The following is a 15,533-nucleotide window of genomic DNA, read 5'->3' as shown; positions in this document are numbered from 1 at the left end:
CTGCTAATATGTGGTAAATTTATAGGAAAGAAAAAGGACAACACGATTGACATCACCGTCAACTATTTTGTGAAGAGGTGGAATTATGAATAAAGAAGATCATCAAATTGCCCGTAAACTCGTTTCTACTTATTTGACTGGTACTCAAATCTCGACGATTCACCTGACAGGCTTCATCAGCATCGAACTGATCAATCTCTACGATGCCACGATTCCCGATATCTCGATCCGGATCGAGACGGACCGGTTGTATTACGGGGATGTCGAATCATCGAAGGACTGGGTCGTCCGCCATATGCCGAAAGAAGAGATGCTTCACTTGATTGTGACGTTACATACAGAACGAATCATTGCCGTCCGCATCGGAAAAGCTGCTCCGCATCTGTTCATTACGTTCAGTTCAGGAAAAACGCTTGTCATCAACGGATCGGATACGTATTACGAATCATGGGCCATCGATATGGCGTTACCGGATAAAGGTCTTGTGTCGATTGTCGCTGTACCGGGCGATGAACTGGCTGTTTTTGCTTCCGACAATACGATGTTACAGAACCAGTCACATGAATGATCCATTGTCGTGTGCCAAGCGGACTGCCCGTTTGATCGTCGAGAGCCACTATCCGGATTGTGACGCTGCGTTACTTGCCGGAAGCTTCGTCCGGGGGCAGGCGACCGCGACATCGGATCTTGATCTAATTCTATTTCGGGAATCCATCAAGGCTTCATACCGGGAATCGTTTACCTTTGATGATTATCCGGTCGAAGCATTCATCCATTCGAGTACGACCATCCGGACGTTTTTCCGGCAGGACCGGGAACGGGGACGTCCGTCGATGCAACGGATGGTCGCAGAGGGACTCGTCCTGCGCGATCATGACCTGCTCAAACCTTTGAAAGAGCAGGCGGAATCAGAGTTGCTCACCGGTCCACCGGTGCTGTCGCCTGCCGAAACGGACCGCGCGCGTTACTTTTTGACTGATCTGCTTGATGATTTCATCGGTGTGACGGAGCGGTCGGAAGGACTCGGAATCGCTACCCGCTTGCTCGAGCAGGCAACGGATTTCCGTTTGCGGACGTCCGGTCACTGGACAGGGCAGGGAAAATGGCTGATCCGCAGTCTTGAAGCCATCGAGCCGGTCGAGGCCGGTCAATTGGTGGAGGCCTTTGAAGCCTACTTCCGATTGGATGAAAAACAAGCCGTCATCGACTTGCTGGAACAGTGGCTCGATGAACGCGGCGGTCGTTATTTTGACGGCTTTTCACTCGGAAAGTGAAAGGGGGCGAGCATCATGAAACGATCCATTCCGGACGGTCATCCGCTTCGTGATGCGGCACTGTCATGAAACACCGGATGTTCCTACTGTTATTTTTCCTGCTGGGTCTCGGCGGAAGTCTGTTTTATTTCCAGACGAAAGAGGCTGCGACATCCGTCGATATGACACCACAATTGATTGTCAAGACGGTACAGAAACAGCAGCCGGCGGTGACCTTTTCGACGAAACAGGTCTACTGGATCGAACCGCTCGGCGACCGGCATTTAGTCGCATTCGTCAAAACACCGACGATGCAGTATCTGATCCTGCTAAAACAAACGACTGCGTCCTATCAGCTCGTCAAATTGATCCGCCAAACTCCGCAGTCATCCGACTGGTTCGAAGGACGGTTACTGGAAGTCGATCAACATCGTTTTCTGGTCGTTTACGGGGAAAACCCGTCGCGGAAACTGGATACGTTAATGTTTGATCCGTATAAAGTCACGTCCGTCGGGACACACGAGCGAACCGTACCGCTAACTGATATCAAACGGACGCTCGATGTCGGACAAAAGGATAGCTTCCATACGATTCAGGCCTTACCAAAAGCCTTTCCCCGCTCACTCTTTTTTGATATTCATGCGGTCGACCACCAAGGCGATGAACAGTTACGCCGTTTATCGAATACGCTTGATTGAAGACCTCTCAGTAGGAAGAAGATTTAGTTGTTCGGTATACTGAATATAGTTCAACAAGAGGGGGATTTAGTATGTGGATTGTAATGAACCAATTACGGGTGCAAAACGGGAAAGCTGACCAAGTCGCGGCACGTTTTCAAACGACTAAAGGCATCGAGCAGATGGAAGGATTTATCCGGATGCAGGTCTTAGTCGACCTCAGTCAAGACGAACATGATATCGTCACGATCATGACGACGTGGGAAAAACAAGCGCATTTCCATGCCTGGCAAGCCAGCCAAGCCTATAAAGGCGTCCATAAGAAACGGGACGAGGGGACATCGGAAGTCAAACCGCTTGTCCTGTCAAACGCCGTGACGGAATATGCCGTCGTCGCCGATCATACGCATGCCTAAACAAAACCGTCTTTTCCCACGAATAGGGAAGAGACGGTTTTTTGCCTGGAATGGATAAACCGGAAAGCGGGTAAAAGGATTAAAACTGAACCTCGAGAGGTGACTGAAGATGACGACACGTAAAGGCATCGTTTCAGGATTAACGGTCTTGTTCGGCATGATTTTCATCATCGGTTTTTTCCTGTCCGGCGGTTTTGTCTACCTGTACTTTTTTGCACTGCTGATTGCCTGTGCATCTTTTTTGCGGGAACAGTTGACCCGCGAAGAGTGGTTACACGAAGGGATCGCCTTCATCTTATTTTGCGGTGTCATCTTCGCTGTCGAACATCTGGTATTTTAAATCATTTGATGTGGTACGTATCAAGCAATACGTCGCGTCCTGCAGCAGACAGCTTAAAACTGACCTTCCGGTGGACATCTTCGAGATAGACATCGGTTTTTTTGATTCGCTGGTCGAGATAAATCTTGAACTGTTGCGCTTTCCCTTTATTCAGTAACGTCAAATACTGCCGCTCGGCCAATCGTCCTTTTGGCTCTGCCTCTTCACTGTCCTCAATCAATCGGACCAACCGTTTTGATTCTTCGAGTGACGTCTCGATGTAGGCTTCGGGTGAGAGCGGCTCCGCCATGTCTAAATCGCCCTTCACAAATTTCAACTTTCCAAGCGGCCGGTCATGGAACAGGGCGAAACGCGGTAAAGAATAGTCCGCGTCGTACAGTTCGTCCGGCGGCACGTCAAGATTAGGCGGAAGTTGTTGTTCGTGCTTGACGGTCAGCTTGTAGCGGGTCGTCTTTCCGGTTTTTTCTTTGACCGTGACCGTACCGTAAGTGCCGTCTGTATGCGGTGCCTGCTTGAACTGGATCGTACTTCGCTCTTTCGACGAATGGATCGACGCGCGATAACGGATTTGTCCCATCAGGTTCAGCTGGACCTCGTACGGTTCTTGAATCTGAATATTTGATTCGAGGACAAGCGGGACGGGTCCGACAAACGGTGTCAGTTCCATGATGTTCGTGACGACCGTCTGCTTCGTTTGTTCATTTGTTGCCCGGACGACGAGATAGCCGGTTGTCGGGACCGTCAGCTGTCGCGCGGATTTCATCAAGGATCTGCCGGAGAGACGGACACTTTCTTCGAAGTTGGAAGATAACTTCTGAAACTCCACCTGATTTTTAGGAGTGACCAGGTGTTTGGATGAAAAACGGTCCTGTTTTCGTGTCAATTTGTGATAACCCGGTTTTGACACATAATCATGGCAATACAAAAAACGACCCTGTTTTGTTTTCAGATAGACGGCCTGCTCGCCCATCGATTCCGGAAACTGACTGACGAGATTAACGAAATACTGTTTGCCGATTGCATACTCTTTCGGTGCGGCAACCGGTTTCGTCGCGCACACCTGTTTAATGAGAACACCAAGCTTCGGATCATCTTTCTTGAAGTCAGTCAGGTTCAACGTATCATACACTTCCGGTAAGTAGGTGTATTGGATCGGTTTTGCCTCCGGACTGCATCCGCTCAACAGGACGGCTCCAAGCACTATTGGAATCAGTTGACGCATGGTTATTCCTCCACTTCTGTCAGGAGGTCGGCTGCGACTTCACCGGACAGTTTCGCTGTTTTTTTCGTTTTCGTATCTTTGACATAGATATCGGTTTTGTTGGCGCGTGCTTTTACGTACAGTTCAAACGATTGGCTTTTCCCGTTTTGAATCAACGTCATATACCGGATACCCGCCTGTTTCCCTTGGGTTTTTTCAAGCGTTACTTCCTTTAAATCGTTCGAAACCTGCTTGGCAAGCTTGTCCGGTAACAGAGATAATTGCCGGAAGTTTCCGTCTTTGAGTGCAGCGTCGTTCGGATGCAGAAATCCATGGATTTCCTTGTTATCATTTCCAATCCCGTTAAAGCCGCGGACACGAATATCTTTTACTGTTGTCTCATAACGCAGAGAAATCGTCTTATTCAGCGGATTTTCCGTGTCTTTTGATTGGAAGGTCACGTATGGAATCGTCTTGTTCACCGGTAAGGCGTCAGGAAGCGGGTGATAGGTCAACTCAATGGATTGTTTGCCCATTCTGTTTACGATGTCTTCTTGATTAAAGTACTGGTCTGACTTGATTACAAGTGCATAGGTCATAGACGGCAGCCCATCCGTCGTCTTTTCAAATGACAGTTCAATTTCCGGATAGGAAAACGATGCCGGTAATCCAAAAAGGGGTTTCTGTTGTCCGTCTTCTTCTTGTTCCAAGAACACGATCTGCCCGGTCACCGGAAACTCGATTGACAGACGCTGCACGTTCTTTGATACACCTAGAACCTCTTCCTTCCGTTTTGCTGCCTTGTTATATGTACGGACGGTTAAAGCCGGTTCTGTGATCGGTGTACGTTCTTGACCTGAAGTTGGTTTCAGCCAAGGATGCTTTTTTAATTGAATCAGGTGCGCCGTCAGCCGATTCGTTTTCGGTGAACGACACGTTAAGTAGTACGTATCTCCTGTTGCGATGTATTGCAATTCAATCGGTGGGGTATAGGTGCCGATTTGTTGTAAGTTAAAGTAAAGTCCATATTCACCAAGCGTTCGGTATCGCTTCGGCAGGGGAGCCGTCTTTTTTGTGTTTTCGCATGTTTTTAAGAGGTAGGCTGACTGTTGTTTTGGTACTGGTTCAAATAATTCATCCGAAAAGTTTACAGCTTCCCAGTAATTCGGATTGCGTTCTAACTGCAACAATTGTTCTAATCCGCATCCTGTCAGGAACAGACTGCTGACGAGACTGATGCTGAGTATCCGTCTTTTGATGATCCTCACCTCTTCATTTTTTTAACAATATTTTACCATGTATGTCTCATTTTATTCCTAATAATTTCAAAATTGAAAACCTTTTAACGTTAAGATGTTAGTTTTATGCATCAATGGGGTATATTCTAATTGGGCACGAAAACAACACTATTAATTCAATGGGGGTTTTTCAGAAATGGGTACATTTATTCAAGCAGTCGATGGAACGAAGATTCATGTAGAAGATATCGGTTCAGGACAACCGGTCGTGATGTTACACGGATGGCCGGCAAACAATAACATGTTCGAATATCAGAAAAACCGTTTGCTTGAAGAAGGGTACCGTTACATCGGCGTCGATTACCGCGGCTACGGAAAATCGGATGCGCCCGCTACAGGATATGACTATACGACGATGGCGTCGGATATCAACGAAGTGATTCAACAATTGGAATTAACAAACGTCACGTTGCTCGGTTTCTCGATGGGCGGCGGAATCGCTTTAAAATATCTCTTAAATCATGGGGAAACCAATGTATCGAAACTGATTTTAGCGGGAGCAGCCGCGCCGGTCTTCACGCAACGCGAAGGGTATCCGTACGGCATGACAAAAGAGGAAGTCGATGCTTTGATCGAGGACACGAAACAGGACCGTCCGTCGATGCTGAAAGGATTCGGGGAAATCTTTTTTGCGAAAGAGCATCCGGAACCGCTCCAGCAATGGTTCCATAACTTGAGTGTCGACGCTTCCTCCCACGGTACAATCCAATCGGCGATTGCCTTACGTGATGAAGATTTACGGGACGGTCTGCCGAAGATTTCGGTCGATACGCTCATCATGCACGGAAAAAAAGACCAAGTCTGTCCGTTCGAGTTTGCCGAAGTCATGCATGAAAACATCAGCGGTTCACGTCTCGAAGTTTTTGAAGAGAGTGGACACGGGATGTTCCTCGACGAACGTGAGAAGTTTACGGAAACACTTGTTTCATACATCAAATCAAGCCAAACGGTCTAACTGCAAAAAACACGTAACCCCATCTGCTTTTCCTTCAGGAGAAGCAGATGGGGTTTTAAGTGAGCTCGTCTCACATCATAACTAGCGGAGCAGGAAACCGCTCAGCATCACTGTTCTTCTAATTCTTCGCTGACTTGCCGTGCCAACTCACCTGACAATCTGGCACTTTTTTTCGTCCGTTGATCTTGTAAGTAAAGATCCGTCTTGTTGGCGCGTTTTTTAACGTAGACTTTAAAGGTTTGAGTGTTGCCGTCTTCAAGCAACGTCATATATGAGAACGGTGTGTTTGCTCCTTGCGGTTCTTCCAGTGTGACAGCTTTCAACTCTTTGGCAATCGCTCGGGACAGCTGATTTGGCAGGGTGACCATTTCGGACCGTTTCGCTTTTTCAAACGATGTCATCGTCGGATGGAAGTAGGCTGTCATTCCCTGCGTCGGTTCAGCCTCAATTTGGTATTCGTCGACCGGACGATAGACCGGCTGATAACGTATCGAGAGTGTCTTTTCTTCTACCATCTGCTCTCCTTTTATCTGGAGCGTCACGAACGGAATCGTTTGATTCAACGGTAAGGTTTTCGGCAAAGGATATTGCTTCATGCGGATCAGATCAGATTTGTATGCTGTCATGATTTGCCGGTCCATGATTTCCCAATCGTAGCGTGAAAAGGTCAACGAACGGGATGTCGAGCCGTCGGCATGTCGGCGGCTTACCAGGTAAAACTCCGCTTGCTGGTGAAGGGACGACATCGGAATATTTCGAATGATATGTTCTTTACCGGACTCGGTCATGACAAACAACAATTGTCCCGAAACTGGCAATTGAAGACCGTAAAACGGCTTCAAGTCTCGCACAAATTCATTTTCTGCCGTCGTGTCCCGATTAGTGGAGATATGCCGATCCTGTTGTTCCTTTGTCAGCGGAATGAGAGCCGGTGCTTTCATCGGGGTGCGATCCTGACCCTTTGTTAAGCGGACCCATGGATGATCCGCCGCTTTCACCCGGTGGACACGCAATTCGTGTGTCTTGGACGAACGACAGGATACATACAACTGCTGACCTTGTGCAAGATACACCACCTCGGTCGGAGTTGGTTGAAACTCTAAATCATTCAATGAAAAAACCATGCCGAATGCCTGCAACGTCCGGTATGATTTCGGTAGAGGAACCGTTTTTTTCTCCATACACGTCCGCAACAATTGTTTCTTTTGTTCCACGATGACCTCTTCTTCTATGTATTGACCGGAAGCAAATGCATGTGCGGTCCAATAGGCAGGAACCGGTTCCAATTGAAGCAACCGTTCTTGTCCGCAGCCGGTCAAAATAAGACTGGAGACCAGACCCATCATCAGTAACCCTTTTTTAATGACAATTCCTCCTCTATTTTTTATATCCATCATATTACCATATCAGACCTGTATAAAAATGGTTATTTTTTTGAACAAGGAGTCAACACAGATAAAAAAACCAATCACGGACATCCGTGATTGGTGGATCAATTCGTATAGTTGCGGATAAACCGACGGTCAATCCATTGTTTGAGGCACCAGCTGAGATGGTTGGTCTGATAGTGACGCCCGTACAGCAATGTCGCCTGTTTACCGCCGAGGGCAAGGATCGTCAAATAACGCCGTTGTGGCCGAAACGTCACCAGACGCTCTTGATTCACGAACCGAAGTAGGTTTGTCAATAAGACCGGTGCCTGACGAACGGCCGTCACCCCGTTTTTAGGTGTGTCCGGATACGCGGTCAGCGTCGCACAGTCACCGACGGCAAAGATCGACGGATCCTCCAGTGCCTGCAACGTTTCATGTACGAGCAGAAACCCTCGCGCGTCACAGTACAAATCCGATTTCTGGAACAGTTTACTCGCACGGGCACCGCCTAAAAATAACAGGGCATCCGTCTGGATCGACTGACCGGATTGTAACCACGCCGTTTGATCTTCCAGCGTATCAAACCGATCGACGATTCGTTTGACCCCCAGTTGATCGAGCCGTTTCGCAACCTTTGGACCAGCCGGATGACCCGCGAGCAACGGTTCCTCGTGAATCAGCGTCACCGGACTGCCGGCGGACCGAAAAGACGCCGCCATCTCGACTGCAGCTGCGCCACTGCCGACGATGACAGGGGAAACGGCATTCCTAAACACCTCGAGCGCTTGATCAATCCGGTAGTTCGGTTTTATCGTCACACGCGGTGCACCGGCAATCTCCCAGTCGCGCGAACCGATGTTACACGACACGATGTCATACGACAGGATTTGTCCGGACTGGCATACTACCTGTTTATTCGCCGCGTCAATTCGAATAACCCGGTCCTCGATCCACATCTTCCCGTGGCGCTCACACAACGCTTTGACATCGATCCGGGTCTCATCGAGCGTATAGGTCCCGTCCGCCAACCCCGAGAACATCCCGGAATAATATTGATAGCGTGAAGGATTGATGACGATCCAGTCGACATCCGGATGACTACCTTGTTGGATACATTCTAAATGTGCATGACCCGCACCTACTAAAATGATTCGTTTCACGACGTTCACCTACTTTTTTGATTTCTTTACACCTGAGATGGTATTTCCCTGATGTAGCGGGAAGTAATCTCCCGCTGGTCAGACAAAAAGACGAAGCGACGTCGCGATGCTGCTGACGAGACCAAAAAACAACAAATCGAAGCGGGTGACGATTGGTCGGACATAATACGTCCGGTTCGTTTGGAACTGACGCGCTTCCATCGCAATCGCAATCTGTTCCGACCGGATGATGCTCGTCGTAAAGAGCGGCAGACTGATGTCAAAAAACGTTTGCCAGGGCCAAATCGACCGTTGCTGGCGGACACGCCGGGCTTGACGAATGGTCCGGATCGCTTGCCGAAAGATCGGAATAAAGCGAAGACCGGCTAAAAAACCGTAGGCCAGGCGAACCGGCAGATGACATTGATGAATCAGACTCATGACGAACCGTGTCGCGTCCGTCGTCGCGACGAACGTTAAGCTCAGGAAGACAAAAGCGAGCATCCGGGTCGCAATCAACCAGGCATGATCAAGACTTTCTTCCGTAATCCGAAACCAGCCGAACGTCCAAAGTTCGGTGCTGCCTTTGCCAAACGCCGCCATCATCCAAAACGTCAATAAAAACAAGAGACCATAGGGAGCCAAACGCAGAAGGAGCACCGGCAAACGCCAACCGGAACTGCAGACCCCTACGGCAGCAAATACTGATAAGGCAAGCGTCACGTGCAGACTCGACGTCGTAATCAGCAACATCATCACATAGAGAAGCGTTCCGAGCTTGACCGCCGGATTAATACGTGCGAGCGGTGTGTCGTTTTCCTGCACGGTATTTCACCTCCTCGAGTTGTTGATAAAGAAACGATACCGGACGGAACAGTTGGTTTTGTTCCAAAAGTGCTTCTTCCTGAAACAACTCCAGCGGCGTCCCGTCAAACTGGACACACTCTTCGCCGATGACGACAACACGGTCGGCGTAACGGTGGACCAGCTCCATGTCGTGCGTCACCATGATCACCGTAGTTCCTGCCTCCCGGGCTTGATGCAGCACGTCGATGATGTGTGCCGTCGTCTCAGCGTCTTGTCCAAAGGTCGGTTCGTCGAGCAATAGGACAGCTTTTCGTTCCAGTAACATCGTCGCGACACTCAACCGTCTTTTTTGTCCGAGACTGAGCGCGAGGGGAGACTGATCCGCGACATCGGTCAGTCGATAGTGACGCAAAGCCGTCTGGACCCGTTCCGGATCAAAGGTAGCACAGCTGATGGCAAGTTCGTCGGCGACTGTCTGTTTAAGAAACTGGAAGTCCGGTTGCTGAAAAACAAAGCCGACTTGTTGGTAATACGTCCGGTCCGACCATTTCCGAAGCGGGGTGTCAAACAAGCGGATATCGCCTTTAGACGGAAGTAATTTTGCCAGTGTCTCAAGGACCGTGCTTTTTCCAGCCCCGTTGCGTCCGACGAGCATGATCCATTGACCGGAAAAGGTCGTCCATGAAAAATCGTTAAGAATCGTCCGTTCCCCCCGTTTGACACGGACCCGCGTCAGCTCAAATGTCCGCTCCGTTCCAACCGCTCGACGTTCAACCGGACGTTTCTTCAGATGACAGGCTTGTCCGGACAGCTCCGGTAAAGTCTCAAGTCCGTAGGGGTAGAGGAGCGGCATCGCAATGCCAAGCGCTGTCATCACATCCCGCTGTTGATGAAACACGTCATACGGTGTGCCATCAAGCAATAAGCGACCACCTTCAAAGACGATTACCCGGTCGGCAAACGTCACGCACTGATCGAGCTGATGTTCGATCAGAACGAGCGTCAAGTCGGGATCGTGATGCAATTCTTCAATCAGATGCATCATCGTCCGTTGACCACTCGGGTCGAGTTGTGCCGTCGGTTCGTCGAGTAACAGGATGTCTGGTTCAAGTGCCAACACACAGGCTAGAGCAATCCGTTGTTTCATCCCGCCGGACAGTTCGGCAATCGGTGTCGTCAAGGCAAGATCAAGTCCGACCCGCGCCAACAGCAACTGGATGCGTTCCTCCATCTCACTGCGGGCGATCTGTCGATTCTCGAGACTAAAGGCGATTTCCGCGCCGACCGTCTGCATACAAAACTGATCGTCCGGTTGTTGGAACAAAATCCCGACCGTTCCCTCGGTCAACCAGTGACCGGTGACATCTGCTTCAATCGTGTCCGGCAACAGACCGGCAAGAACGTGTAAAAAGGTCGTCTTGCCACTGCCGCTTGGACCGACGAGCAAGGTCGTTTCTCCTTTTTGGATCGTGATCGACAAGTCGTGTAAGACCGCGTTATCCTGATCCGGATAACGGACGGACAGGTGCTCGCACTGCATCATGCGGCACGCTGCTTCCGTTGCCGTCCGACCGCATAACCGTTCAGTGTCCCCGTCTTAACGAGCGCGTCGACGATCATTTTTGCGAGCAATCCACCGAGCAATGCTCCGCTGACGAGTTGCAGGGAAAACGTCAACAGCAGGGTCGTCGTCGTATAGTAGGCAAATCCATTCACGATGAGGCTGTAAACCATACTTCCGACGGCGGCGAAGACACCGGACAACATCAAGGTGAACGTATTAAACGTCCGGTAGCCGAACACGGCAAAGGCAATCTCGGCTCCGATTCCCTGTGCAAATCCAATCAACAGTGCCGATAAGCCGAAGTGACTCCCCGTAAACAATTCGACGGCAGCAGCGACGACTTCTGCAATCAATGCTGCGCCTGGTTTTTGAATGATGTAGGCGACTAGGGGACTGGCAATGACCCAGATACCGAACATCCAGTTTGATCCGACCGGTCCGAAGATGGCCGAGATCGGTAACCATAACGTCGACCACCCTAAGTAGAGGACACCACACGCGACGGCGAGCATCATCATGACGATGATTTCTTTCATTTTCCAACTGTTCATAATCACTACTCCTTTAAATGCACATCCACAAAGAAACCACAAAAAAGACCGCCCTCTATGAAAAGAGAGCGGTCGTGTAACCTGCAAGATGCAGAAAAAGAGCACGAGGATTCCGCTCCACTTTCCTACGCTAGTATGAACTAGATCAGGTTCAAAGGGTCCGAAGTGAATCGTCTCAGCCAACTGGCTCCCCTAGTGGATGTGTCAATGATGTGTACCTTCTTCACTGTACGGCTGTCGCCGTGACTTGTCAATATGCATAAAAAAACCTCCCACGAGGGGAGGAGAGAAAAGATTACTCTTTATCTTCTTTGTTTTCTTCAGCTTGCTCTTCAGAAGTTTGTTCTGAATCGTCTGTCGCTGTATCCGCATCAGCTGCTTGTGCCTCAGCTTCTGCTTCTTCGATTTCTTCAAGTTCAGCTTCAAGTGTCGATTCAACGACTGCTGCAACTTGGATGTCACCTTCTGTGACGACACGGAAATCTTTTTCTTCCGGAAGATCAGCTACTGTAATTGAATCTCCGATTGCAAGATCCGTTACATCAACTTCGATCCGTTCCGGTAATTTATCTGGTGTTGCGGCAACTGTTACTTTAAAGAGTGTTTGTGAAAGGAATCCGCCAAGTTTCGCACCGGCTGCTTCGCCGACGAGGACGATATCCGTTTCGACTTCTGTTTCTTCATCCATTTTAACAGCGATGAATTCAACGTGTTTAATCGTTGGTGTAAAGATATCCATATCAAGCTTGTTGATCAACGTGTTGACCTTTTTACCGCCGATTTGAAGAGCAACCAAGACGTTTTCGCCATGATCACGGACAACCTTGACCAATTCTTTTTCATCGAATGAAATCGGTGTGCTTTCCACTTTGTAGCCATACACGACACCAAGAGCTTTTCCTTCATGACGTAATTGCTTTCTAAGTGAGCGTGGGCGTACTTCGCGTTCTTCTACTTTTAATGTTACTGACATGTTCATTTCCCCCTTGAATTTGGTATAGCCCTCAAAAGGTAATGAATGTAGGAGTGGAACAATAGGTTCCAACAGAAATTCTTGCGCTAAATGCTAGTTCAACTGGATTTCATTCAGAAATGAAAAACGAAGTGAGTAAGTAGCATTTCTCTCCCAGGTCATTACGCTGATATTGAGAAACAATAATTGAAAAGCGACCGTGTTGTACGGTGCTAATGTAGATATACCCCTGTCTTTCAAAAGTTAAAACCTTTTTTTCTGAATTTGATTGTCGAAAGACCTTCAAACCTGTTGCTAGACAACGGATTGAAGGTCTTTCATTTTTTTAAGATTTCCTTTGATTTGTGTGGTTAATCATCTGCTGAATCGATAAAAGAGGGGGAATCGAGCAGACGGACGAGTTCGCGAATCGTTAAAATATCCGGCTTCTGATCCGATAAGACGGCATCAATCATCAGTGCTTTGCGATCTTGTAATTCCGCCATCTTTTCCTCGATTGTCCCGGTCATCAATAACTTGATTACTTCGACCGGCGACTGCTGTCCCAATCGATGGGCCCGGTCAGCCGCTTGTTGCTCGACGGCCGGATTCCACCAGCTGTCGTATAAAATGACGGTATCTGCCGTCGCCAGATTCAGACCGGTCCCGCCGGCTTTCAAGGAAATCAGGAAGACATCGACTTCACCGGCATTAAACCGGTCACACAGTGCGACCCGGTCTTCAACCGGTGTCTCACCGGTCAGTAGAAAGTGGGCAAGTTGCCGTGCTGCCAGTCGTTCCCGAATCCGGGCCAGCATCTTCGTATACTGGGAAAAAATCAGGATCCGATGTCCGCTCGCTACTTTTTCTTCAATGATTTCAAGCAGTCGTTCAAGTTTTGTGGATTCGCCTGTATAATCTTCGACAAACAACGCCGGATCACAGCAAATCTGCCGTAAGCGGGTCAAACCTGCGAGCAACTTGATCCGGTCCTCGCGTTTCGTTTCATCCAAATGACGCAACGTTTCCAGTTGCAGTTTAGATAAGTAGGACGCATAAAGCTTTTTCTGTGTCGGACCGAGGTCTGTATAGTGGTGAACAATCCGTTTCTTCGGTAAATCCTGCAACACCTCGCCTTTTGTCCGCCGCATCAGAAACGGTCGGATGAATCGTTTGATCTCGTCATGCGACCACGTTTGAAACGTCTGTAAGTCCGGCAGCAAGGAGGGGAAGATGACCCGGAAAATCGACCAGAGATCATCGGTCCGGTTTTCAAGCGGCGTTCCGGTCAAGGCAAACCGACGTTTCGCCCGAATACGGCGCAAGCGGACAGCGGTTTGTGACGCTGGATTCTTCAGGTGTTGTGCCTCATCGAAAATTACGACGTCGTATTCGACGGTCTGGTGTGCCTCCATGTCGGCCCGTAACGACGGGTAGGAAATCAGAAAAATCCCGTCCGCTGGTACTGTCTCGATTTGGTTTAGCCGGTGCTTCCGCGCTCCGGTCAACAGGTGAACCGTTCTCGTCGGGGCAAATCGCGCGAGTTCCGCTTGCCAGTTATGGAGCAGTGAAGCCGGGGCGACAATCAAGATCCGACCCGACGGAAGTGTCTCGAGATAACCAATCGCCTGAATCGTCTTCCCGAGTCCCATCTCGTCCGCTAAAATCCCGTGCCCGTCATGCCCCGCAAGATTCGCCATGAACTGGATGCCTGCCCGCTGGTACGGATATAAGTGGCGGTCGAGTACTTCCGGGAAGTTCAGGTAGACACCTGTTCCATTTTTCAGCTCGAGCCACCGTTCCGTTAATTGTTTATGGACATGCAAGAAGGAGGCACCGACCAGATGTTTGAGGTTCGGCAGAGCCGGTGCACGTAAAATCGCTTCAAGTTGGTCCTGCTCTGCTGCTTCGAGTTGCCGAAAGACGCGTTGCAATTGCTGAAAGGCCCGTGTCTCAAAGGAAACGAACTGACCGTTCTTTAAGCGGTGATACGTTTTCCGGGTGACAAGGGACTGCAAGACCCGTTTCAGTTCCATTTCCGGAATCCCGTCCATGGAAAAGCGGAAGGTTAACCAATCCAGGCGGTCCGTCGTGTCGACATCGATCCGCGGATGGAACGGTCCGTTCGGTAAGGATTGCCGGATACTCTCCGTCACTTGGACGACGAGTTCACCGTAAACGACGCGGGGATCGAGCAAACCTTTCAGAAATTGATATTCCGCCGCCTCTCCCTCTAACCGATAGCGACCGTTCCGCTCCAAGAAACCACTCCCCGTCACGTAGCGGAGGACGGCTCCTTCGAGCGATACATCGCGCCCGAGCCAATCCGTCTCTTGTAATGGATTGATCCGAACCCCCTGATAGCTAAACGTCACGAGCAGTTCAAGTCCACCAGCTTCCCGGTCCAGTGCCAGCTCGACCGTCGGTGGACCGCTGACGAGTCGTTGTTTGAGCGGGGGACTGAGCCAGACGTCGGCAAGGTTCCGTAAACGGTCACGCCTTTGCAAAAGTCGGTCAAAATACATCGGACTGATGATAAAACGTTGTTGCGCCGTGATACTTTCCATCACAATCGCCGAACCGCTGACATCAAACCGGATTTTTGCCCGTTCCGTTTTATTTAATGTTTGCAAATAAGCCGTCACCGCCGCGTCTTCGGTCTGCCGCGTCGTCGCAAACGGACGGATTAATGATTGATTTCCGCCAGGAGTGCCGTAGACTTGCACATGATGCATCGCTAGCAACACGGCGACGATATGTCCGCAAAACGATTGATCCATCGCAAGTGACGGACAGTTGCAGCCGGCATCCACACCGTGTTCCTTGACGCGGACAGTGACGGTGAACAGGTTTTCGCCTTGAACAGCGGCTTCGACGAGCAAGTCACCGGATTGGTAGTTTCGCAGCGTGACTTTTTTAGCGGCGACATACCGTTTGCCGCGACGGAACGCATATGTATCCGACATTTGTTTGATTTTTCGTTCACTTAGTCCATAATTCATCCCGT

At 49.6% G+C, this 15,533-nt stretch carries 15 protein-coding genes and 1 riboswitch; of the genes, 6 read left to right on the top strand and 9 right to left on the bottom strand.

Going from position 1 to position 15,533, the window contains the following annotated elements:
- Nucleotides 1-85 precede the first annotated feature (85 nt).
- From MUN34_RS06040 to MUN34_RS06020, 5 genes are all read left to right on the top strand, one after another.
- Nucleotides 86-568 (top strand): hypothetical protein, encoded by a 483-nt coding sequence (locus tag MUN34_RS06040; RefSeq protein WP_026828284.1) that lies wholly within the window; start codon nucleotides 86-88, stop codon nucleotides 566-568.
- A complete protein-coding gene (locus tag MUN34_RS06035) occupies nucleotides 561-1,274 on the top strand; it encodes a nucleotidyltransferase domain-containing protein (protein ID WP_247857118.1) in 714 nt (237 codons plus the stop codon). The genes MUN34_RS06040 and MUN34_RS06035 overlap by 8 nt, the downstream gene beginning before the upstream one ends.
- Nucleotides 1,275-1,339: 65 nt before the next feature.
- A complete protein-coding gene (locus MUN34_RS06030; RefSeq protein WP_247857117.1) occupies nucleotides 1,340-1,951 on the top strand; it encodes a hypothetical protein in 612 nt (203 codons plus the stop codon).
- A 71-nt stretch (nucleotides 1,952-2,022) separates the two neighbouring features.
- Nucleotides 2,023-2,346 carry an antibiotic biosynthesis monooxygenase gene (locus MUN34_RS06025; RefSeq protein ID WP_247857116.1) on the top strand — a complete coding sequence of 108 codons (324 nt, stop codon included), beginning with the start codon at nucleotides 2,023-2,025 and terminating at the stop codon, nucleotides 2,344-2,346.
- Between the two features lie 109 nt (nucleotides 2,347-2,455).
- Complete coding sequence (locus MUN34_RS06020; RefSeq protein ID WP_247857115.1) at nucleotides 2,456-2,686, top strand: hypothetical protein; 231 nt, start codon at nucleotides 2,456-2,458, stop codon at nucleotides 2,684-2,686.
- Nucleotide 2,687: 1 nt separating this feature from the next.
- On the opposite strand, the gene MUN34_RS06015 is transcribed toward MUN34_RS06020, so the two are convergent.
- Both MUN34_RS06015 and MUN34_RS06010 read right to left on the bottom strand, forming a co-directional pair.
- On the bottom strand, nucleotides 2,688-3,908 hold the full coding sequence (locus MUN34_RS06015) for a hypothetical protein (protein ID WP_247857114.1): 1,221 nt from the start codon (nucleotides 3,906-3,908) through the stop codon (nucleotides 2,688-2,690).
- Between the two features lie 2 nt (nucleotides 3,909-3,910).
- Nucleotides 3,911-5,155 (bottom strand): hypothetical protein, encoded by a 1,245-nt coding sequence (locus tag MUN34_RS06010; protein WP_247857113.1) that lies wholly within the window; start codon nucleotides 5,153-5,155, stop codon nucleotides 3,911-3,913.
- A gap of 166 nt (nucleotides 5,156-5,321) precedes the next feature.
- Here MUN34_RS06010 and MUN34_RS06005 point away from each other — a divergent pair, with 166 nt between their 5' ends.
- Nucleotides 5,322-6,140, top strand: coding sequence for an alpha/beta fold hydrolase (locus MUN34_RS06005; protein ID WP_247857112.1), 819 nt, complete (start codon nucleotides 5,322-5,324; stop codon nucleotides 6,138-6,140).
- A 107-nt stretch (nucleotides 6,141-6,247) separates the two neighbouring features.
- Here the strand turns inward: MUN34_RS06005 and MUN34_RS06000 are convergent, their stop codons facing one another.
- The 7 genes from MUN34_RS06000 to MUN34_RS05970 all read right to left on the bottom strand — a co-directional run bounded on the left by MUN34_RS06000 (nucleotide 6,248) and on the right by MUN34_RS05970 (nucleotide 15,528).
- A complete protein-coding gene (locus MUN34_RS06000; RefSeq protein ID WP_247857111.1) occupies nucleotides 6,248-7,486 on the bottom strand; it encodes a hypothetical protein in 1,239 nt (412 codons plus the stop codon).
- Between the two features lie 146 nt (nucleotides 7,487-7,632).
- Complete coding sequence (locus MUN34_RS05995) at nucleotides 7,633-8,673, bottom strand: NAD(P)/FAD-dependent oxidoreductase (protein ID WP_247857110.1); 1,041 nt, start codon at nucleotides 8,671-8,673, stop codon at nucleotides 7,633-7,635.
- 78 nt (nucleotides 8,674-8,751) lie between these two features.
- Nucleotides 8,752-9,477 carry an energy-coupling factor transporter transmembrane component T family protein gene (locus tag MUN34_RS05990; RefSeq protein WP_247857109.1) on the bottom strand — a complete coding sequence of 242 codons (726 nt, stop codon included), beginning with the start codon at nucleotides 9,475-9,477 and terminating at the stop codon, nucleotides 8,752-8,754.
- A complete protein-coding gene (locus MUN34_RS05985) occupies nucleotides 9,443-11,002 on the bottom strand; it encodes an ABC transporter ATP-binding protein (RefSeq protein ID WP_247857108.1) in 1,560 nt (519 codons plus the stop codon). Before MUN34_RS05985 ends, MUN34_RS05990 begins: the two co-directional genes overlap by 35 nt.
- Complete coding sequence (locus MUN34_RS05980) at nucleotides 10,999-11,574, bottom strand: ECF transporter S component (RefSeq protein WP_247857107.1); 576 nt, start codon at nucleotides 11,572-11,574, stop codon at nucleotides 10,999-11,001. Before MUN34_RS05980 ends, MUN34_RS05985 begins: the two co-directional genes overlap by 4 nt.
- Nucleotides 11,575-11,679: 105 nt before the next feature.
- Nucleotides 11,680-11,778, bottom strand: a riboswitch (TPP riboswitch).
- A gap of 91 nt (nucleotides 11,779-11,869) precedes the next feature.
- On the bottom strand, nucleotides 11,870-12,547 hold the full coding sequence (locus MUN34_RS05975; protein WP_026828270.1) for a 50S ribosomal protein L25/general stress protein Ctc: 678 nt from the start codon (nucleotides 12,545-12,547) through the stop codon (nucleotides 11,870-11,872).
- 350 nt (nucleotides 12,548-12,897) lie between these two features.
- Nucleotides 12,898-15,528, bottom strand: coding sequence for a DEAD/DEAH box helicase (locus MUN34_RS05970; RefSeq protein WP_247857106.1), 2,631 nt, complete (start codon nucleotides 15,526-15,528; stop codon nucleotides 12,898-12,900).
- Between the last annotated feature and the right edge of the window lie 5 nt (nucleotides 15,529-15,533).

Origin of the sequence: Exiguobacterium sp. 17-1, from assembly GCF_023096305.1 — a bacterium.
GTDB lineage: Bacteria > Bacillota > Bacilli > Exiguobacteriales > Exiguobacteriaceae > Exiguobacterium_A > Exiguobacterium_A sibiricum_A.
The sequence above is the reverse complement of the archived record's forward strand: the minus strand, read 5'-3'. Positions and strand labels throughout refer to the sequence as shown.

Bases quoted from the DNA above. Each gene is read 5' to 3' on its own strand.
- MUN34_RS06000 (WP_247857111.1), bottom strand. From the start codon at position 7,486: ATGATGGGTCTGGTCTCCAGTCTTATTTTGACCGGCTGCGGACAAGAA.
- MUN34_RS05975 (WP_026828270.1), bottom strand. From the start codon at position 12,547: ATGTCAGTAACATTAAAAGTAGAAGAACGCGAAGTACGCCCACGCTCA.
- MUN34_RS06020 (WP_247857115.1), top strand. From the start codon at position 2,456: ATGACGACACGTAAAGGCATCGTTTCAGGATTAACGGTCTTGTTCGGC.
- MUN34_RS05970 (WP_247857106.1), bottom strand. From the start codon at position 15,528: ATGAATTATGGACTAAGTGAACGAAAAATCAAACAAATGTCGGATACA.
- MUN34_RS06025 (WP_247857116.1), top strand. From the start codon at position 2,023: ATGTGGATTGTAATGAACCAATTACGGGTGCAAAACGGGAAAGCTGAC.
- MUN34_RS06015 (WP_247857114.1), bottom strand. From the start codon at position 3,908: ATGCGTCAACTGATTCCAATAGTGCTTGGAGCCGTCCTGTTGAGCGGA.
- MUN34_RS06035 (WP_247857118.1), top strand. From the start codon at position 561: ATGAATGATCCATTGTCGTGTGCCAAGCGGACTGCCCGTTTGATCGTC.
- MUN34_RS05980 (WP_247857107.1), bottom strand. From the start codon at position 11,574: ATGAACAGTTGGAAAATGAAAGAAATCATCGTCATGATGATGCTCGCC.
- MUN34_RS06005 (WP_247857112.1), top strand. From the start codon at position 5,322: ATGGGTACATTTATTCAAGCAGTCGATGGAACGAAGATTCATGTAGAA.
- MUN34_RS05985 (WP_247857108.1), bottom strand. From the start codon at position 11,002: ATGATGCAGTGCGAGCACCTGTCCGTCCGTTATCCGGATCAGGATAAC.
- MUN34_RS06030 (WP_247857117.1), top strand. From the start codon at position 1,340: ATGAAACACCGGATGTTCCTACTGTTATTTTTCCTGCTGGGTCTCGGC.
- MUN34_RS06040 (WP_026828284.1), top strand. From the start codon at position 86: ATGAATAAAGAAGATCATCAAATTGCCCGTAAACTCGTTTCTACTTAT.